Genomic DNA, 18,801 nt, shown 5'->3' with positions numbered 1-18,801 from the left:
CGAGCGCGCGAAATGAGTAAGCTGTCGCGCGCATCCGTGTCGCGTCTGCAACACCGATGGCGCAGATCGTTCGCGGCCCGAATCCGCTTCTCGCCAGCATGCGTCGAAAGGACGTTCGACCCACCCGATGAAGACCACACGATGAATGACGCGACGACCCAGGACATCTATCGGCTGTGGGACGAACTGGTCGATTTTCCCGCCAGCCGGGCCGACGATGCGCTGCGTCATCTGCTTTTGCGGCTGTGCGAAATATTCGATTGCCACAACGCGCTGTTCGCGGTCGTCGTCAGGCTGCCGGTTCCGCCGCAAGGCGACTTGCTCAATGGCTGGCGGCCGCGTCTGCACCAGATCCTGAATCCTCGTCCGGTCCTCACCGCATCGGTCGACCGGCGAGTCGCCGAGCTGATGAAATCCGAGTCCGACCTGGCCTCGATCATCTCGTCGGCCGGAAACGAGCCGTTCCTGGCCCGCCTGTTGTTCGAGACGCTTCCGGCTTCATGGTTCCAGGGCGAATTCTACAAGCGGCATTATCTGGACGTGGGACATGCCGATCAGCTGTCGGCGCGCTGCGCGATCAACGACGACGTGAGGGTGCATCTGTTCCTCTATCGCGGCGTGAGCCAGCCGCGCTTCAGCGCGGACATCAAGGCGCCTTTCGCGCTCGCCGTGCGCGGCCTGCGCTGGTTTCAGTACCGGTTCGTGCTCAGCCACGGCATCCATGTGGCGAACTCCCCGCTGACGCCGACCGAGCGGATCGTCCTGCTCGCGCTGCTGGGAAAGGAAACGGAAAAACAGATCGCCGACACCTTGCAAAAAAGCGTCAACACCGTGCATATCCACATCAAGTCCATCTATCACAAGTTCGGCGTTCGCAATCGTCCGGCGTTGACTGCGCTATGGCTGGGGCAGGGCGGCTCTATCGGCAAGTGAGATCGCAGGAGCGATGGGGGCGCCGCCTTCAAACCAGAACGAACGATGTGCGCGGCCGAATAAAGCCGTCGGCCTGGGATGTATGCACCCATGCAAGGCGATAGCGTGGCTGCCGAGTGATCGTCGGTGAAGTCCTCACAGCGGCCTGCCGATCTCGGCGGTCGTCGACGCGAGCCGGCCACTCGCCGAACCGCGAGGCAGTTCAGATATCGCGAATGCTCAGGCGACGGGCCGATCGAGACCGAACGCGGTACCGGCTTTCCATGAGAGCCAGATGATCAGGCCGCTTGCGGCGCCGCAGGCGCCCCAGACGAGCAAGGCCGGCAGCTCGGCCATGAACAATCCGCTTCGCATCCATCGGAAATCGCCGACCACCGATGAGAGCAGAACGCCGCTTGCGAAGCCGGAGAGCACAGCGGACCACCAGCGGATAAGGTTCAAGCGCCAAAGGAAAATGAAGATCGCAATGCCGAACACGCCGACGAACAGCGCGGATGGAAAATAGAGGATCGCGGCGATCGGGAGCAAGGACGCGATGTCGCCCGGCTCGACACCGAGGCCCGGGCTTGCCGCCGCCAACACGACCGCCGGCACCAGCGGCGCCAATAAAAAACCCAGGGCCAGCAGCGCCACGCGCCGACCCATGGCTTGCCGCCGTGGCTGAGGCGAGGCGCGCAGCGGCTTCGATATGAAGGAACTGTCAGACATCGGTATTTGCCATCAGGCCGCTTCGGCTCAATTCACGCATCTTGCGCTACCACGGATGGATGCACAAAACCCCGCTCCGGATCCTGCCTTGCTTCGGCTCATGGAACTTTCCGGAGCACCGGGTAGTTGATGATCGGACGTTCAAACTCGACGCCTAGAGCGATGAATGCCTGGGCGAGCGCGGTCATCTCGGCGAGCGCGCTCATCGCCTCGGCGCGTTCGAGCGTTTCCCAGATGCCTACGTTGACCATCGTCGACGAGTTTTCCTCCGTCGTCACATAGAAGCCAAGGCAGCCCGGGAGCTTGCGAATCGCCGGAATTAGGCGCTGCGACGCCGCATTCATTCGCGTCGTGACTTCGGCATGAAGGCCGGCAGGGTAGATGCCTTTCGAGATGCGGACGATCACGGGTTTCTCCTCGCGTTGGAATGAGGTCGAGTGGGGCAATCGTGCGAAGCAGCTTCTATCTGGATGGCCGTCGGCCGGCAAGGCATGTCAGCCGCCGTAACGAGCCAGCACGGACGATCGCGCTTGCTTGAGTACATTGGAATAGTCGTGCGAGAACGGGGCGATGAGTTGCTTTTGCAGCAGCGCCTCAAGCGCCTGGAGCGCATTTCTCTCGGGTTCCTCCAAGCCTTCAAGCAATCCGCCCGACGCGAGAAGCTCGAACAGCACCAGCGCCTCATCGTCGCCAAGCTCGATCTGCACACTCATGATGTTCTCCCCTGCTTGCGCCGATCACCCGAAACACGCCGCGCCGAAGCGGCGTCGCGAAACGCCTCGTTGGCTATCGTCGGCGACCGAGGAATGGCTTCGAAAGTCCGCCCCAAGCCCAATCTTCGCCTATTTTTCTGGAAAAGCGCAGGCGCTTGTGGATTGGCTTTCGCGGACCACCCGGCACGGCGCGCTCGAGGCGAGGCGCCTGGCTACGCGCAACCTCGATCTGTTCCTGCCTGCCGCGTCCGGCATCGCGATCGGCGTCGTCTCTCGTGGCGCCGTCACTCACCGAGCAACTCGAACAAGTCAGCGCCGCCGACGGTCGCGGCCGTCCTCGGTTATGAAACAGTGGGTGCATCAATCGATGCGGGTTTCGGGCGCGCGCTCGGATCAGGCGAGGCGCGATAGTGTGCCTGGTATGCCTGCGGCTCTTGTATCGCCGAACGCAAGGTCTCGGGTCGGCGTGGCCGATGGGTTCGTGTGATTCAGCGCGCCAACGACAATGGTCCGCGATCGTCGTCCAAGTCAGTTGCAGCCACCGACTTTCAGATAGCCATCGCAATTGCTGAGCTTTGCGGTATCGGATTGCGATACCGTCACGGTGCTTCTGCGCGGCGGCGGCGTGGCCAGGGCGAAGCTTCCAGGACCGGTCTGCACCATGTTGCCCGCGTCGCGCTCCACATACCCTGGGCCATAGCTGCACTGCGCGTGGATGGTGCAATTGTTTTCGCCCGAACGCGCGATGAACTCTATGGTGACGCAAGTTTTCTTGGCCGACGAGGCATCCCAGGCCGCCGAACAGGCCTCATGGTGCGAACCGTAGTTGGGCGACAGCGCCGGGTCCAGCTTCACCTCGGCGTATGTGTGGGTGGAGTGCTTGGATGTGGACGGGCAGTCGGCTTCATCGAATCGCAGTTCGCCATCGCAGTTCACCAGCTTCTTTGCGGCCTCGACGGACAGTCCGGAGGGATAGCTGGGATAGTTCTTGGGCAAGCATTGCGTCTTGCCGCCGCATGATCCATTCGACAGCGTCTGCATCACGCTGGTGCAGGACCGGGATGCGGACGACTGCTTCCACGCGGCCTGGCAGGCATCGCCGGCGGCCTGGGCCATCGCCGCGCCTGATGCAGTCAATGCCATGCAAGCCACAGGGATAATGAAAGGGCTCTTCATCGCGCCTCCATTGCGCTTGGGTGCAGCGATCCGGGTTGAGCTTGCGATCACCGGTGGCTCACGGCACCGGTCAAGCCGGATAGACGGCACAATTCATGAGTGCTTTCGTCCGCTGGACGCGATTGGGTAATCGACGTCCGGCATGCGAAAAGGCTAGCGTCGCTCATCGAGCTGGAATGTGACTGCTATCCACAGGTGAAGCTTGGTGGGCGTCGGCGGATCGGCTGGCGCCGAGCGTAAAGCTGCCGCTGTAACGGAACAATTCGCCGAACAGCCGATGGGTCAACGTCATGCGCATGCTGAAGCGCTCGGCGTCCACCGGCCGTTCCTCGACATAGGCGCGCCCCAGCAACAGCCCCATCGGCAACGGCACGTCGATGCTGAAAAGCCGCCAGATATAACCCTCGTCGCGAAACACCAGCGCGCCGTCCTCCACGGTCACCTTCAGCCGCATTCCCACGCCGAAACGTATGAACTCGATCACGCTGTTTCCGCCGGCGTGCTCCATATGAGAGAGGAAGTGGAAAGGTGGACGCTCGTCGAAGTGGAACACGCGGTCCCAATGAAGGGTGCCGTCGTCGGGCCGGGCGTTGTAGTGAACCTCGATCGGCACATCCGCGCCGCGATAGGGCACCAATGCCCCGAATACCCGGGCGAACGGGATCAGCAGCTTCGCCACGGCGCTATGCCAGACCTCCTTCATCGTGCCCTCGACGCAGACGTGGTCGTCGCTGAAAGCGCGCAGGAAGTAGTGGCGCCTTATGACCTCGCCGAGACGGTGCCAATCCTCGCCGAGCACCTCGCGGAAGATGGGTCGTCGCGCGGCGCCGTCCGGCGCAGGCGACTCGAGCACTGAATTCCCGGATGTTTCCTTGCTGAAATTGGCCAACTGCAAGCCTCATTGAATGATGCGGAACTTCCCGGGCAGACCGCGGCCGAAACGATTTATATCACGCAGGATTTGGTGTTCGGCTTGCGGCGTTGTTTCTGCTCAGGCCGCGAACTCGCGCCGTTGTGCATGCAGGCCAGTCGGTGGGCTGCGTGTTGTGTCGGTGCTGCATCGGATCCTTTATCCACGCGCAGGGACCGGCCAGCTTTCAGCCCGGCCGAAAGCCGGAAAAGAACTCAGTGAGGCCGACCAGGAAGGCAACGATCGAGACAATCGGTACCAAAAGCAGCAACGCACTGAGACTGGCTCGACGGTACCCCCGCACCACCAAGCAAGCGCTGGACACGAGTCCGATGGCGGGCAGACACAACGCGACGATCGCAACGCTCAGAAACGTTGGCCAAGGCATGAGGTCGGACCCCGGGCGCAGATTGATCAAGATCGTGACCACCACGGCCAACGCGAGCAGGCATGCCAGCGCCAGAAGCACGCCGAATCCGCGCAGGCATGCATTGAAGATGCGAAGCAACCTATCCGCAAGCGGCTCGGACTTTTTGTAGTGCCTGCTCATGTGGGCTTGATGCCCGAATCAGTCGACCCGCGACCCGAATCTGGCTCGAACAAATTGCCGGGCTTCAGTACGCCCGCCTCGCCGGCGATGCGGACTTCGCTGTAGCGCATGCGCGAAAGAACTCCCTGGGCTACGAGTGAGCCGTTGGCGACCAACGCTCGGACGCGTTGCGCGTAGTAGACATCCGCAATGCCCGGAACGCGAGCCGGGCCGGTCATGACGGTGGCGACGAGAAACGCGACTTTGCGCCATCCGATGTCGGCAGCGGCCAGCAATGCCGCGTCGATGGCCTGAATCTGATCGGGGCTCAGGTCTGCGATTCGCCGCGACTGCTCGGGATCGGGTTGGCGGTCTTCGGGCTCATGCCCGTCGGGATGTCGCATAACGCTCCCATGAGGGCTGACGCCTGAATTGGCGTGGCCGCGCCGCGCCTCAATGGCGCCTCGGCAGTCCAACGAGTGGACGCACGAAAGTCTACCTGTGCTCCCCGTTTCGGCGCCCTTTTCTCGCTTGACAAAGCACCTGCCGGCGCCGATAAAGCACGAATATCTGTGCCGAATGGCTCTCAGATGGGCGGTTTGACCTATGTCGTGGCGGATCTAGGCAGGCGTGATGAGGGAATACCTCGCGCCCCGACCGGACAGTTTGCCCGTGTATTTGCCGGTGCCCGGCCCCTGATCCAACCCACCGGCCTGAATGTGCGACGGGTTGTACGCTTTGTCTTCGTTCTGCTGTGCATGACTGTCGCCGGCACCCAGGCCGTCCGGGCGCAGGCCTGCGATCCGGTGTTCACCGGCAATCCGCTCAACGTAAGCGGGCTCGGCAACGGCGCGTTCACCTCGGCGCTGGATACCACGAGCACGCCCGTCGTCAGCACGACGCTTGGCGTTTATACGCCGACGCCGGCGGGTGCGAGCACTCGCTCCGCGCCCGCGGCCAACACCATCAACTACACCGATCCCGCGCCGGCCAGCGCCGCGGTGTCCGGTCAACATACCTTTACCTTCGCCCGCCGCGTTCCCGTCATATTCGAAGCGGGCTCCACGTTTGGCGGGCCCGATTCGAACCTGGACGTCGACCAGGACCTCATAAGCTTCACCGCGGTCGGCGCATCGCCGGGTTTCTCCTGGGTAAGAGCGCCCGCCGTCGACAACGCGCAAACGGATATCGAGATCTCCGCCGATGGCCTGACCGCCACGGTACGCGGACCGTCCTTTGGCGCGCGTCCCGGATCGTTCGCCCAATTTCGATTGAGCACCAATGGCACGGTCACGGGCGTCCAGTTCACGTTTAGAACGACCCGGGACGGTATCGGCGGCAACTCCGCCCAGTTCGAAATAAACGTTCCGACCTGCAAGCCGACCCTGACGCTCGCCAAGACGGTGATCAACGACAGTGGCGGCACCGCGCTCGACACCGCCTGGACGCTCGCGGCGGCCGGCCCGACGCCGATCAGCGGCACCGAAGGCAGCGCGGCGGTCACCAATGCCACCGTGAACGCCGGAAGCTATGCGCTGTCGGAAACCGGCCCGGCGGGCTATACGCCGACCGGTCCGTATAGCTGCGTGATCAATGGCGGCGCGCCGGTGGCGAGCAACACGGTGGCGCTGGCCAATCTCGCGGCCGCCACCTGCACGGTGACGAACAACGACAACCCGGCGACCTTGCGTCTGATCAAGAACCTGGCGTCGCGCGCGGCGGCGGCCGATGAGTTCGCAACGGTGATCCTCAATGGCGGCACGGCGCTGGCTTTCTCGCCACCGACGTCCGGCGCCACGCCGGCGACCGCCAGTACCGCGGCCACCACAGTTCCGGCAGGCGTCGCGTTGACCCTGCGCGATGCCCAGACCGCCGGTCCGAGCGATATCGCCACCGCCTACACGCGCGCCATCGGCTGTGTCGCCGGTCCGGGCAATGGGGCCATTCCCATCCCCACGCCGACCGGGCCGACCGTGGCCGATCCGAATGCCGAATGGTCGTTGACCACGAATGCCGGCAACGATGTCGTCTGCACCATCACCAACACGGCTGCCGTGGCGACCCTGCAACTGGCCAAGGCCTGGGCGGCGGGAAGCATCGCCGGGCATCAGGTGACGATCGGCGCGACCACGGGCGGCGCGAACAATACCGCGGGCTTCACCGCAACCGCTCCGACGCCGGCCGACAGCGGCGCGCCGGTCAACGTCAACGTCGGCAATGTGATCACGCTTCCGGCCGAGGGCGGCGCCAATGTCGCCAGCTATGCGACGACGCTCGCCTGCACCGGCGGTCACACGCTGTCGGGGACCAACGGCCAGGCGAGCAATACCCTGACCATCACCAGCGCCAATGCGGCGGTATGCACCTATACCAACGCATTGCGGCCGGTCGATCTGGCGATCACCAAAACCAACACGCCGGCGGCGGGCCCGAACGACCAGGCGAACGACACGGTCGCGTCGGGACCGACCACCTATACGCTGGTGGTCACCAACAACGGGCCGGGCGAGGTCACCGGGGCGATCGTCCGGGACGCGCCCGCGGCGGGAATCACCTGTCCGCCCGGCAATGCGGTGACGTTCGTTCCAGGTCCGGGCGTGCCGGCGGGCAGTTTCACCATCGCCAACCTGACCGGCGCGGGCATCGTCCTGGGCAGGCTGTCCGCGGGACAGAGCGCGACGCTGTCGTTCACCTGCACGGTCCCGTAGCGGCGGTCGTTGTCCTCGCCGCTCGCGGCCAGGCATATGGATCGGGCGTTCGCCGTCGCGTGCGCGAAAGACCGCGCCGGGCGCGACATGCCTCGCCAGCCAAAGCGGCGGCCAAGCCGCGTTCGAGCGCAAGCATCTTTCGGCGTTACGACTCCTCGCCGTGATGCATGCCGCAGCCACAGGCGAAGCGGGCGCGCTCGAGCGTCTTTACCCCGCCGCGTCGCGCGATGCGATGGGTGACCGGATAGCCGACCGCCGGTTTCGCCTTGCGTGCGCCGACCGCTGGCCGGGCCACCGCGCTGCGTCGCACGGTGCCGGCATCGCCGTCGTGCTTGATCTGCCCGCGCGCGGCGAGGCCGGCGACGAAGGCGCGCACTTCCTGTTCGGTCGCGGCGGCATCGGGCACCGCGCTCATCACCACGGCGACGCCGCTGCGGCTCGGCAAGGCTCCGACCAGGATCGCTTCCGGGCCGTGCGCGCGCACGCCGTCGAGGAAGCCGGCGATGCCGGTGAGATCGATCGCTCGACGATGGCTCACTTCCGCCATCGCCATGCCGCCGAGCTTCACCGCGCGCTTGCCCAGGCGCGCACCCGCGGACGCGCCGAGGCGGTGGCGAACGTCTTCGTTCGCGGCGGCGTTCAATTTCACCGCGCCGCGGCCGGCGGTCCTGCCGGCGAGTTCCGAACGCGGCGCGGTCATCGCCGAACTGCCCAGCAGGATGTCGTGCATGCGAAAGGCCTGGCCGATCAGCTCATAGTGTGCGCCACCGAACATCGCTTGATCCTGTTGCGCCATCGCGCGGCCGACCGACTGGAACAGGCGCAACGTCATCGGCGCGTTTTCGGCCGCCGAGAACAGCAGGCGGCCGGCGGTTTCGGCGGCTTTCCACAGTTGCGCTTCGGTCTTCGACGGCGCATTGGCATACAGCAGGCCGATCAGGTCGTAGAAGCATCCGCTGAATATCTGGCCGAAGCTGTGGATCTCCGCGATCAGCGCGCCGGGCGGGCCGTCCGCCGGCAGCGACGAGGGCAGCGTCCAGCGCAATTTGTTGTGCGCGCGGCGCGGCACCGACGCGTTGTGGTTGGGCTCCAGTTGCTTGATCGCCCAGGACAGATCTTCGGCGGTGGTTTCCAGCACATTGGTCTTGTTGACCTTGGCGCTGGCGACCAGCTCGCGGCGCAGGGCGCGGTCGTTGAGGGCGGTCAGGATGGCGACGCAATCGCCGAAGGCTTCGTGGAAGGCGCCGGCTTCGAGGAACTCGGCGCTCCACAGTTCCGGCCACAGCGCATCGAGCAAGGCGTGTCCGACTTCGTGCGCGACCACGTCGGTGCTGATGCCCGATTGGATGACCGTGTCGCCGATCGGATAGTGGAAGAACTGCACCGCGCGGCCGGTGTAGTACGCATTGAGGTCTTCGCCGGCGTCGGGATCGAGCCGCAGGCGTTTGACCGGCACCGCGCGCGCCCAGCGCATCAGCGGCGCGCCGCGCACGGCCTCGAACATCTCCAGCGCGGCGAGGGCCGCTTCGCGCGCCTGCCAGTGCAGGAATTGCGGCGTGCCGCGGGCGTAGCGCGCTTGCGGCGGCGACCGGGGCATGTCGAAGTGCGCGCGCGCGGTGGAACGCGACGGTCGCGGCGTTTGTCCGCGCATGCTCGAGAAACCCGCGGCGCGCGGATCGTTGGGGATGTAGTTGATGGTCATGGCGGGCCTCCGGCCTCAGCGGGTGGCTTCGAACACCCTTGCATTCGGCCGCAGATCCGCCAGCGCCGACAGCGGCGGCGGATGGGCCTCGTCCCAGGTGCAGGGGTTGAAGGTGCGCGCGCCGGTGAGCGCGCGCGAGACGGTGGACGCCATCTGCAGCGAGTAATCGGCGGCGGTGAGGTCGATCGAAGGCGGCGCGGTCTCGCAGGCCGGCAGCGCCGGATCGAACTGACCGAAGGCTTCGCTGCCGGCCAGGTTGCGATACCACTTCGCGCGCAAGGTGTTGCAGCTGCCTTCGGGCAACATGTCGGCCACCGACGGCGATTGCGCGGTGGTGTGGCAGCTCATGCAGGCCGAGTCCGGATTGTCCACCGGGCCGTTCAAGCGCGGCTCGGGATGCTTGAAGGTGACATGCGCGCGGGCGTACGCGGGCGCGGCCGGATTGATCCACGAATGCGTGACCGTGGTGCCGTCGGGATCGTTGCCCCAGGTCAGCCCCAGCGGGGCCATCTTTCGCCACGGCGACGCGCCCGGCAAGGTCTTGTCGTACACGTAGGTAAGGAAGTACCAGCCGGTGACGCCGGCGCGCGCGTCCTTCACCGCGATGTCGATCTGCAGCAGCCGCACCGGCACCGGCGTGCCGGCCGCGGCGCCGGTGCTGTTGGGCATGACCTTGACTTCCAATGCGCCGGCCAGCGGGTCCTGGCCGCTCGGGAAATCGCTCGACGTGGCCGCGCTGAACAACAGCTTGTAGACGAAGCTGCCCTGGGTGAACTGCATGCGGTCGCGGCGCGGCGTGTCGACGCCGGCCACGCCGGTATTCCACAACTGCTGGAACACGCGCCCGCCGCGCGCGTCGTAATAGGCCACGGCGTAGTTGACGAAGCCGTTGAGATTGCCGGCGAGTTCGCCAGCGGGCACGCGCCGTTCGCGGGTCATGCCGTAGGCCGCTTCGCGCGTGCCCGGCGCATTGGTATTGCCATAGAACATGCGTGGCGCCGGATACCAGGCCTGACTGCGCAACGCGGGTACGATCGCGCGGCCGGCGCTGTCGAAGTAGTCCGTATCGTTCGTCAACGCCGGCGTGAGCGCGCGCACCGGCGCGCTGGCGAAGGCGTAGTTGCGCAAGGTGAGGGCGTAGGCCAATCGCTTGGCTTCCTGGCGCGGATCGACACTGCTCGCCGTCCACGGCCGCGTGGTGCCCGGTACCCCGGTGGCGGCGTCTTCGAGCTGCGCCGGCATGAACCACGGTCCGGCATAACCGCTCGGCAAGGTCGTGCGCGGCACGATGAAGTCGGCGAAGCGCCCGCGGCATTGCGCCATGAACGTGCCCTGCGCGCTGGGCTTGCCCAACTGCGTCACCCGCAGGCAACGCGCGCCGGCGGCGCAGCCGGTGACGTCGGGCAGCGCGCCGGCGAAGGCCATCGCTTCAGCCGATGCTTCGACCGGCGGTCCCGCCGACGCAGCGCTTTCCGCCCCGCTCGGGTGCTGCGGGGAGTTGCTGGAGCACGTGGCGACGGCCAAGGGTGCCGCCATCGCAAAAACCAGGGTCCTTGCGGTGCGAAGGCGCATATGGACCTCCCTTCCTTAGTGTCCTGCTTGCAACAACGCGGGGGCTCGGGAAAAAGGGCCACTGAACATTCAGGGGAAATCGTCTTGCGCGTGAATGGGGCGTTTGACCGCCGCGGAGGCTCTGCGGTTGCGTTCGTTCGTGGCCGATGGCGGACGTGGAGTTCGTTGCAATGCGATCCTGCGGCGGGTTGTCGGCACTATTGGGACGTTACGGTCGAGCCGCGAAGCGGCTTTGATTCGGCCACTCCGGCCGCTGTCACCGGGCGCCGAAGAAAATGCTCCCGAAAGTTCACGGTTCCCCTTGTTCCGAAGTCCACTGTTCGCAACGCAGTTGCAGCTCCGGCGCTTCGCCGCGAGCAACGTCCAGATCGGATTCTGCAAGCGATATCCGGCGTTTCGCATCACCAACCAAGCACCGACGTACCCGGATTCAAGCGCCCTTGGCTTTGCGCCCGCGCGAACCCGGCTTCGCCGGAACGCTGCTTCCATATTCGTTCCACCACACCGTCAGCGCCTCCATCGTGGGCCCAAGCCCGCGCGCCTTGGCGGTGATTTCATATTCGACACGCGGCGGCACCTCGGCGAAAACGGTACGCAACACCAGGCCATCCATCTCGAGCTCGCGAAGCTGCGCGGTCAGCATGTGCTGACTGATGCCGGCAATGGCCTTGCGCAGCTCGCCAAAGCGATATGTGCGCTGGTTGAGCAGCCACATGATTTCAAGCTTCCACTTGCCGGAGAGCAGCGCGAACGCTCGCCGCATTTCCTCGTGCATGTTGATCTCGCGCTCGCCGATAGTCTGGTTTTCCATACTAACCACCAGTAATTCATCCTGCTTGTCGGCTTTCATGTTAGGCGACATTCTTCGCGAAAGTCCAAGCAAAGGACTTCGCGAAGGAACAGCCCATGATCGAAAACTACAGCTACTGGATCAGCACGGCGCTGCTGTGCCTGCTCTACATGGCTTCGGCGGTGACTTATGTCGTGAAAAGGGACTGGGTGCGCCAGGCGCTCACCGAGCTGGGGTATCCGGGGTATCTCATACCGATCCTCACCTGGGTAAAGATCCTGGCGGTGGCGGCGGTTGTTTCACGCGTCAACGTGGCGCTCAGCGATCTGGCCTATGCCGGCATGTTATATCACCTGTTGCTGTCCGCTTCGGCGCATGTCAATGCGCGCAAGCCTGGCGGCGCGCTGCCGGCGGCGGCAGCTGTGGTGCTGCTGATCGCTTCGTTCATGACCCAGAACGCTGCTCGCGAAGTGCCTTCGCCTTACGCGCCTGGCGCGGCGACGCATCAGGTCGCCAGGTAATGGAGATCAAGGCGCCTCGACTCGCCGGAACGTCGCCGTCGTAACCCGCGCCGATCGTGGTATCGGCCACGCAACTCGCGCGCTACCGATCGGCTGAAAAAGACTCGCGCCGGTCGCTCTGTTTATCGCCGGAAACGACGTCCGGCTATTGAACGAATACCGCCTTGCTTGCGATAGCGGAACGTTCGCCGACGGTCGCGCTGGACTATCACGGTGCGAAGGCCGAAGGCCCGGCCGTGCGATCGGCGTTGCGACGCACCGGGCCTTTAGATGAGATTCATCAGGAACCCACCATGAAAGTCACGATTTTTGGCGCCACCGGCAAGACCGGAAACTACCTGATCGACGAAGGCTTGAAGCGCGGCTTCGAAGTCACCGTATTCGCGCGATCGGGCAGCGCGTTCGAGCATCCGATGGTGCGCATCGTCCGTGGCGAGCTGACGGACGCGGCGTTGCTTGGACAAGCGATTCGCGGGTCCGACGCCGTGCTGTCGGCGCTCGGCCCGACCTCGCCGCAACATCCCAAGGGCCTGCCGATTACCGCGGCCACACAGGCCATCGTTGCGGCGATGAAACAGGAAAATGTAAAGCGGTTGATCGCCGTGTCGACCGGCACGGCCCCGGACCCGGACGACGGCTTCGATTGGAAGGTCCGGCTTCAGGCGCTGATGGTCAAGGTCCTGCTGCCGAGTTCCTATCGCGACATCATCGGGCTCGCCGGCGCGATACGTGCTTCGCAGCTGGACTGGACGATGGTCCGCGTCGCCCTCTTGACCAGCCGCCCCGCCACCCGGCGGCTGACGGTCGGCATGTACGGCCACGCCAGGCATTCGATGACGGTGAGCCGCGAGGATATGGCCATATTCATGTTCAACCAGATATCGAGCCGCGAGGTCGTCAACAACGAACACCTCAACCAGGCGCCTGGAATCAGCGCGGCTTGAGCGCCACATCGAAAAGTTCGCGTGTCCACGGCGCATTCGAGTCCAGGTGCGACGTCGCCGATCGACAGCCGGCTACGTTCGAGACTCGACAGGCAACGGTGCGAATCCCGTGATGGGGAGGGGGATCTTCTGGATCGATGGCGTGTTGCCGCTACCAGGCCAGGTATCTGTGAGCCGTCGTATCGTGGGCCGGCGGGTGCAGGCGGGTGATGTCGTCACGAATGCCACTCAGGCGACATTTTCGGCCACGACTTGCATTTACGATACCGCCTGCATCGTCGGATCGAGGCATCGGGTATGCGAGCAGCTTCGGCATCGTTTTCATTTCAAAGCAGCATGTCCACGGAGCAACGGCCGACGCTGAGCGAGCACGGGTTCGGTTCTCGACGGGTCCAGGGTCTGGCCCAGAAGAGCGCCTCGACAGCAGGTCGCCATCTCACGAGCCGTCGGCCATGAGCGCGATCGATCGCTTTCCCGCACTGCGCGCCTGGCGGGACGCCGGCGAGTTCATCACCGTGCGCGGCCAACGCATCTACTGCCGTCGCGCCGGAGCGGGACCGCGACTGTTGCTGATCCATGGCTTCCCGACCAGCAGCTTCGATTGGGCGCCGATGTGGCCGATGCTGACTGCGCGCTTCGAGGTGCTCGCATTCGACTTGCTGGGCCTGGGCTTTTCCGCCAAACCGCGCGGCCATCGCTACCGTGTGCACGAGCAGGCGGATCTGGCCGAAGCGGTCGCGCGGTATCACGGCTGGGACGCGGCATTCGTACTCGCTCACGATTATGGCGATACCGTCGCGCAAGAGCTGCTGGCTCGAAACCGCCAGGGTTCAACGCACGCCGCGCTGCGCATTCTTCGTCTGTGCCTTCTCAACGGCGGACTGTTTCCCGAAACCCATCGCGCGCGGTTGATCCAGCAATTGCTCGCTTCGCCGCTCGGCCCTGGGCTGGTCGGACTGATGAGCCGTCGCGGTTTCGCGCGCAGTCTCAAGGCTTTGTTCTCGCCGACGCGGCAGATCGGCGAGACGGCGATCGACGAATACTGGGCCTTGTTGCAGCACGAACAAGGCCTTCGTGCGGTGCCGTCGCTGCTCGGCTACATGGCCGAGCGCCGACGCGAACGTGCGCGCTGGGTCGGCGCGTTGCAGACGGCCGATACGCCTTTGCGCCTGATCTGCGGCGCAGTCGATCCCGTCAGCGGACTGCATATGGCCGAACGCTATCGGCAACTCGTTGCGCGCGCGGATGTCGTGGTGCTGGACGATGTCGGCCATTTTCCGCAGTTGGAAGATCCGCAGCGGGTCTTCGCTGCAACGACGGCGTTTTTTCTCGGCGACGGCGTACGCGCCGGCGGGTGATTCGGTCCGGAATTTGCGTCGCGGCAACGCCGATTCGTCGCGTCTGCCCGAATGGATCGCGTGGCGTCGGCGAAGTGTCGATCCGGATGGAAACGCGAACGCCATTGTTCTGATCGCGCTCGTCGCACAGCGGCAGGTCGGCAACCGGCCGGGGCGGATCGAACCTCGCGCCGTCGAGTGACCAAGCCGCGCGCAACGGCTCGCGAAGCCGCCGGGGTCTACGGCCCCGCGAAGAACCGCAAGTAAGCGCCGCTCCACTGCGAACCCATTTTGCGTGGAACAGTGAAGGGGTTTTCGAAATCCCTGTGTGGCTGATTGACTCCATACAGGCGCGGATGTAGTGTCCTGGCGAAGGAGTGACACATGCACGAAAAGGACTATTGTGCTGTTCTACAGGTGAGTGCGCCCTCGAACGACGGGGCCACCTCAGTGCCGGATGCCAGGCCCGGCCACGCCGATTTCCCACTTACGGACATGCAACGCCTTCTGGTCGTCAGCGCCTGCGACGGCATGGAATATGCGTTGCATCCGCACCTATATTTCGAGGTGGAACGTCCCGGTCTCGACATCGATCGATTCGCTCGCGCGGTCGCTCGGGTGATCGAACGCCATCGACGCAACATCGTCGCGGTGACGCCGGATCTGCGACTGCGGCGGGTCGACGAGGTGAGGCCGCCGCGCGTGCAGGTCTGGGACTTGCGCGGGCTCTCAGACCTGGGAACGACCGCGGGATTGATGCAGATTCGATACAGGATGTCGAATCAGCCGCTTCCCATGGATCGCTGGCCGTGGCTCGACTTCCAGCTGACGCGATACGGCGACGGCGAGGTCCGGCTGCACGTCAACTTCAGCAACCTGTTTCTCGATCAGTTCTCTGGGCTTCGCCTGCTTTCCGAGATCGAGCAGTACTACGCGACACCGGATATCGAACTGCCCGCGGACCACATCGGGATCGAGGAGGTTTCGCTCGCCTTGACGCAGCGGCACGAGGCCGCCGATCGCGCGCGCGCCTATTGGGCCGATCGCGTAGCCACGCTGCCCGCGCCGCCCGACCTGCCGATCGCGCGCCTGCACGGAAACCCGGGTTTGAACCGGCGCCGTCTGGTGGTCGACGCGGCGACGTGGAGCGCCTTCACGGCGGGCGTCGGCCTGCATGGCATGAGCCCGGTGACCGCGCTGCTCGCGGTGTACGGCGAGATCGTCGCGCGTTTCAGCGGGTCGCGACATTTCATTCTCAACCAGATGATCACGCGCCGGTTGCTCAGGCGGATTCCGGGCGCCGAGTCGGTACTGGGCAATCTCGGCGCGATCTATCCGCTCGAATTCGATTGGCGCGGAACGGCCTGCCTGCAAGAACGAGCCCGCCGCCTGCAGTCGACGATCATCGGCGATCTGGGACGCACCGATTGGTCGGGCGTCGATGTGCTCGAGGCCTTAAATGCCCGCCATCATTCGCAGGGCCGGGCCGCGTGTCCGTTCGTCGTCTCCTCCGGTTTGGCGGGTGGGCCGCAGGAGGAATTCGGCTACAGCAAGCTCGCCACGCCGCAGGTGTTGCTCGATCACCAGTTCTTCGCGCTTCGCGGCGGCCGTGTCGAGATCGTCTGGGATGTCGTGGAAGCCGCCTTCCCCGCGGGTTTCATCGATGCCCTGTGCGACGCCCATGAAGCGCTGATACGAACCTTGGCCGACGATCCGCAGGCGTGGACCGCGACGACGACGCTCGTGGCCCTGCGCGGTTCGGCGCCACCGGTGAACACCGGCCCCACGCGGCCACTGCACGAGGGCCGGTTGTCCGATGGCCTGAAGGTCGGCGCTTGCGTCGCGCCCAGGCATGCGGCCGTCGTGTGCGGCGACGACTCGCTGAGCTACGGCGAACTGGCCGCGGCCGCCGAATCGTTGGCGAAGGTGCTGTGCGCCAACGGCGTTGGCCCCGGCGATCGCGTCGCGATCGTGCTTGCCAAGGGCGTGGCCCAGATGATCGCGGTCTACGCGACGCTGCTCGCGGGCGCGGCGTACGTGCCGATCGATCCGGCGTGGCCGCAGCGGCGGATCGATCAACTGGTGAGCGACATCGGCGCGGCGGTCATCGTCGGCGCCGACGGGAGCGAACGCGAGGGCGTGCCCGTCGTCCAGGTCCGCGGCGATGTCGCGGCGGCTGCGAGCGCGGCCTGCGCAAGCGTGGATTTGCCGACCGGCCTCGACCCGTCCGCGCTGGCTTACGTCATCTACACCTCGGGCTCGACCGGGCAGCCCAAGGGCGTCGCACTCGATCACCGTGGGCCGATCAACACGATGCTCGACGTCAACAGCCAATTCGGCATCGCCGCGCAGGACGTGGTGTTTGGGGTGTCGTCGCTCTCGTTCGACCTGTCGGTCTACGACATCTTCGGTTCGGCGTTGGCGGGCGCGACGTTGGTGCTGCCCGATCCCGCCGACCACAGCCCGCATGCCTGGCTGGCGACGATGGTCGAACGACAGGTCACGGTGTGGAATTCGGCGCCTGCGCTGATGCAGCTGCTGGTCGATGTCGCGCGCGCCGAAGGCGTGCAGCTGCCCGCGCTGCGCATCGTGATGCTGTCGGGCGACTGGATTCCGCTCAGCCTGCCCGAGGACATCAAGGCGATCGCGCCGAACGCGAAGGTGATCAGCCTCGGCGGCGCGACGGAGGCGTCGATCTGGTCGATCTGGTACCCCATCGATGCGGTCGATCCACGCTGGCGCAGCATCCCCTACGGACGGCCGATGGCGAATCAACCCTGGTACGTCCTCGACGAACAGGGCAATGAGACGCCGACGTGGACGACCGGGCAACTGCATATCGGCGGCGTCGGCCTGGCGCAAGGCTACTGGGGCGATCCGGAAAAAACCTCGGCGGCGTTCGTGACCCACCTCGCCACGGGCGAGCGCATCTATCGCACCGGCGATCTCGGCCGCCTGCTGCCCGACGGCAACATCGAGCTGATCGGGCGCATCGACGCGCAATGCAAGATCCAGGGGCACCGGGTCGAGCCCGGCGAGGTCGAGCACGTGCTGGCCGCCGATCCGCGGGTCAAGGAAGCCGTCGTCGTCGTGGCCGGCGAGGCCAAGCACAAGCAACTGCGCGCGTTCGTCGTTCTCCACGAGGGTTCGAGCCCCGGCGACGGCGAATCCCTCCGCGCGGGCCTGGTGGACCGGCTGCCGAGTTATCTGATCCCGGGACAGATCACGGTCGTCGCGAGTCTGCCCGTCACGGCCAACGGCAAGCTCGACCGTGGCGCGCTTGTCGCGCTCGCGGAAACCACCGCCGATGTCGGCGCGGACTATGTCGCGCCGCGCACCGAGCTGGAGCGCACGATCGTCGCAGTATGGAAGGACGTGCTGGGCGTCGAAACCATCGGCGTCGAAGACGATTTCTTCAATCTGGGCGGGCACTCGTTCACCGCGTTGCGCGCGGTCGCCGCGCTGCGTTCGAGAACCCGGCTCAACGTTTCGCTCGGTGGGCTGCTCGAGTCGCGCACCGTCGCGCGTCTGGCCAGCCTCATGAGCGGACAGCGGCTTTCCAACGCCCTGGTGCCGCTGCACGCCGGAACCGGGCCGGCGCTGTTCATGGTGCATCCGGCCGGTGGATCGGTCGCGGCCTATCGCGATCTGGCGCGCGACCTCGACCGCGCCTGTTTCGGCCTCGCGGCGAGCGAGCCGCTGCCCGGCACCGTGGAAGCGCTGGCGCAAGGCTATGTGGCCGCTGTGCGCGACGCGACGCCAGGCCCGTACACGATCCTGGGATGGTCGTCGGGCGCGGTGATCGCGCTCGAGATGGCCGCGCAACTCGAAGCGGCGGGAGAAAAGGTGGCGCAGTTGATCGTGCTCGACGCTCCCGCGCCGACGGATCCGCCGCCCGGCCCGGTCGACGACGCGACAATGCAAGACTGGTTTCGCGAAGACACGGCCGGCGCCGACCTGCTCGCCGCCGAACTCCATCATGTCTATCCGGTGTTCGCGCAGGTCGTGAATGCGTGCCGCAGGTATCGGCCATCCGTCGTGGCCGCGGATGTCGTTTTGATCCGGGCGCGCGACGGGCGGGTCAGCGAGTACGCGGCGCATCCGCACGAAGCCATGGGCGATTGGGGTTGGTCTTCGCGCACCCGTGGCACGGTGGCCACGCGTGCGGTCGCGGGCACGCACCATAGTCTATTCAGTTCGCAGCACCTCGCCGAGGTTGTGGCCGCACTTCGGGAGCTCGGTCGATGACCTGCGTACG

General features: G+C 65.5%; 16 protein-coding genes. 6 read left to right on the top strand and 10 right to left on the bottom strand.

Translation table 11 applies throughout. The features are described 5' to 3' along the window. The first annotated feature begins 12 nt into the window (after positions 1–12). Positions 13–933 (top strand): helix-turn-helix transcriptional regulator, encoded by a 921-nt coding sequence (locus tag KME82_RS25210; protein WP_252255531.1) that lies wholly within the window; start codon positions 13–15, stop codon positions 931–933. Between the two features lie 219 nt (positions 934–1,152). On the opposite strand, the gene KME82_RS25205 is transcribed toward KME82_RS25210, so the two are convergent. The 7 genes from KME82_RS25205 to KME82_RS25175 form a co-directional block, all read right to left on the bottom strand. Then, the gene (locus tag KME82_RS25205; RefSeq protein ID WP_215496470.1) at positions 1,153–1,641 is read right to left on the bottom strand and encodes a hypothetical protein; all 489 of its coding nucleotides are present in this window, start codon (positions 1,639–1,641) and stop codon (positions 1,153–1,155) included. Between the two features lie 98 nt (positions 1,642–1,739). After that, positions 1,740–2,048: an antibiotic biosynthesis monooxygenase gene (locus KME82_RS25200; protein ID WP_215496469.1), complete on the bottom strand. Its 309-nt coding sequence runs from the start codon at positions 2,046–2,048 to the stop codon at positions 1,740–1,742. An 87-nt stretch (positions 2,049–2,135) separates the two neighbouring features. Beyond that, a complete protein-coding gene (locus tag KME82_RS25195) occupies positions 2,136–2,354 on the bottom strand; it encodes a hypothetical protein (RefSeq protein WP_215496468.1) in 219 nt (72 codons plus the stop codon). A gap of 528 nt (positions 2,355–2,882) precedes the next feature. Further along, on the bottom strand, positions 2,883–3,530 hold the full coding sequence (locus tag KME82_RS25190) for a hypothetical protein (protein ID WP_215496467.1): 648 nt from the start codon (positions 3,528–3,530) through the stop codon (positions 2,883–2,885). A gap of 163 nt (positions 3,531–3,693) precedes the next feature. Beyond that, on the bottom strand, positions 3,694–4,419 hold the full coding sequence (locus KME82_RS25185; RefSeq protein ID WP_215496466.1) for a DUF4166 domain-containing protein: 726 nt from the start codon (positions 4,417–4,419) through the stop codon (positions 3,694–3,696). Between the two features lie 208 nt (positions 4,420–4,627). Further along, positions 4,628–4,990: a hypothetical protein gene (locus KME82_RS25180; RefSeq protein WP_215496465.1), complete on the bottom strand. Its 363-nt coding sequence runs from the start codon at positions 4,988–4,990 to the stop codon at positions 4,628–4,630. After that, a complete protein-coding gene (locus KME82_RS25175) occupies positions 4,987–5,373 on the bottom strand; it encodes a DUF3658 domain-containing protein (RefSeq protein WP_215496464.1) in 387 nt (128 codons plus the stop codon). Before KME82_RS25175 ends, KME82_RS25180 begins: the two co-directional genes overlap by 4 nt. A 186-nt stretch (positions 5,374–5,559) precedes the next feature. Between KME82_RS25175 and KME82_RS25170 the strand changes: the two genes are divergently transcribed. Then, on the top strand, positions 5,560–7,677 hold the full coding sequence (locus KME82_RS25170) for a DUF11 domain-containing protein (RefSeq protein ID WP_215496463.1): 2,118 nt from the start codon (positions 5,560–5,562) through the stop codon (positions 7,675–7,677). A gap of 145 nt (positions 7,678–7,822) precedes the next feature. On the opposite strand, the gene KME82_RS25165 is transcribed toward KME82_RS25170, so the two are convergent. The 3 genes from KME82_RS25165 to KME82_RS25155 form a co-directional block, all read right to left on the bottom strand. Next, entirely contained in the window at positions 7,823–9,379 is a 1,557-nt protein-coding gene (locus KME82_RS25165; protein ID WP_215496462.1) for a hypothetical protein, read from the bottom strand. A gap of 15 nt (positions 9,380–9,394) precedes the next feature. Further along, the gene (locus tag KME82_RS25160) at positions 9,395–10,804 is read right to left on the bottom strand and encodes a hypothetical protein (protein WP_215496461.1); all 1,410 of its coding nucleotides are present in this window, start codon (positions 10,802–10,804) and stop codon (positions 9,395–9,397) included. Positions 10,805–11,381: 577 nt separating this feature from the next. Then, positions 11,382–11,801, bottom strand: coding sequence for a winged helix-turn-helix transcriptional regulator (locus KME82_RS25155; RefSeq protein ID WP_286673195.1), 420 nt, complete (start codon positions 11,799–11,801; stop codon positions 11,382–11,384). A 56-nt stretch (positions 11,802–11,857) separates the two neighbouring features. Between KME82_RS25155 and KME82_RS25150 the strand changes: the two genes are divergently transcribed. The 4 genes from KME82_RS25150 (at position 11,858) to KME82_RS25135 (ending at position 18,791) form a co-directional block, all read left to right on the top strand. Beyond that, positions 11,858–12,262 (top strand): DoxX family protein, encoded by a 405-nt coding sequence (locus KME82_RS25150; RefSeq protein ID WP_215496460.1) that lies wholly within the window; start codon positions 11,858–11,860, stop codon positions 12,260–12,262. A gap of 293 nt (positions 12,263–12,555) precedes the next feature. Next, positions 12,556–13,206, top strand: a complete 651-nt coding sequence (locus KME82_RS25145; protein ID WP_215496459.1) for an NAD(P)-dependent oxidoreductase — start codon at positions 12,556–12,558, stop codon at positions 13,204–13,206. Between the two features lie 209 nt (positions 13,207–13,415). Beyond that, a complete protein-coding gene (locus KME82_RS25140; protein WP_215496458.1) occupies positions 13,416–14,564 on the top strand; it encodes an alpha/beta fold hydrolase in 1,149 nt (382 codons plus the stop codon). Positions 14,565–14,927: 363 nt separating this feature from the next. Beyond that, positions 14,928–18,791, top strand: coding sequence for a non-ribosomal peptide synthetase (locus KME82_RS25135; RefSeq protein WP_215496457.1), 3,864 nt, complete (start codon positions 14,928–14,930; stop codon positions 18,789–18,791). Positions 18,792–18,801: the final 10 nt, after the last annotated feature.

Origin of the sequence: Lysobacter capsici (genome assembly GCF_018732085.1) — a bacterium.
Lineage (GTDB): Bacteria > Pseudomonadota > Gammaproteobacteria > Xanthomonadales > Xanthomonadaceae > Lysobacter > Lysobacter capsici_A.
Note: the sequence above shows the minus strand (reverse complement) of the source record. Positions and strands in the feature narration are given on the sequence as shown.

Excerpts from the sequence above, each read along its gene's own strand:
- KME82_RS25210 (WP_252255531.1), top strand. The coding sequence starts at position 13 with ATGAGTAAGCTGTCGCGCGCATCCGTGTCGCGTCTGCAACACCGATGG.
- KME82_RS25205 (WP_215496470.1), bottom strand. The coding sequence starts at position 1,641 with ATGTCTGACAGTTCCTTCATATCGAAGCCGCTGCGCGCCTCGCCTCAG.
- KME82_RS25195 (WP_215496468.1), bottom strand. The coding sequence starts at position 2,354 with ATGAGTGTGCAGATCGAGCTTGGCGACGATGAGGCGCTGGTGCTGTTC.
- KME82_RS25190 (WP_215496467.1), bottom strand. The coding sequence starts at position 3,530 with ATGAAGAGCCCTTTCATTATCCCTGTGGCTTGCATGGCATTGACTGCA.
- KME82_RS25180 (WP_215496465.1), bottom strand. The coding sequence starts at position 4,990 with ATGAGCAGGCACTACAAAAAGTCCGAGCCGCTTGCGGATAGGTTGCTT.
- KME82_RS25175 (WP_215496464.1), bottom strand. The coding sequence starts at position 5,373 with ATGCGACATCCCGACGGGCATGAGCCCGAAGACCGCCAACCCGATCCC.
- KME82_RS25170 (WP_215496463.1), top strand. The coding sequence starts at position 5,560 with ATGGGCGGTTTGACCTATGTCGTGGCGGATCTAGGCAGGCGTGATGAG.
- KME82_RS25165 (WP_215496462.1), bottom strand. The coding sequence starts at position 9,379 with ATGACCATCAACTACATCCCCAACGATCCGCGCGCCGCGGGTTTCTCG.
- KME82_RS25160 (WP_215496461.1), bottom strand. The coding sequence starts at position 10,804 with ATGGCCTTCGCCGGCGCGCTGCCCGACGTCACCGGCTGCGCCGCCGGC.
- KME82_RS25155 (WP_286673195.1), bottom strand. The coding sequence starts at position 11,801 with ATGAAAGCCGACAAGCAGGATGAATTACTGGTGGTTAGTATGGAAAAC.
- KME82_RS25150 (WP_215496460.1), top strand. The coding sequence starts at position 11,858 with ATGATCGAAAACTACAGCTACTGGATCAGCACGGCGCTGCTGTGCCTG.
- KME82_RS25145 (WP_215496459.1), top strand. The coding sequence starts at position 12,556 with ATGAAAGTCACGATTTTTGGCGCCACCGGCAAGACCGGAAACTACCTG.
- KME82_RS25140 (WP_215496458.1), top strand. The coding sequence starts at position 13,416 with ATGTCGTCACGAATGCCACTCAGGCGACATTTTCGGCCACGACTTGCA.
- KME82_RS25135 (WP_215496457.1), top strand. The coding sequence starts at position 14,928 with ATGCACGAAAAGGACTATTGTGCTGTTCTACAGGTGAGTGCGCCCTCG.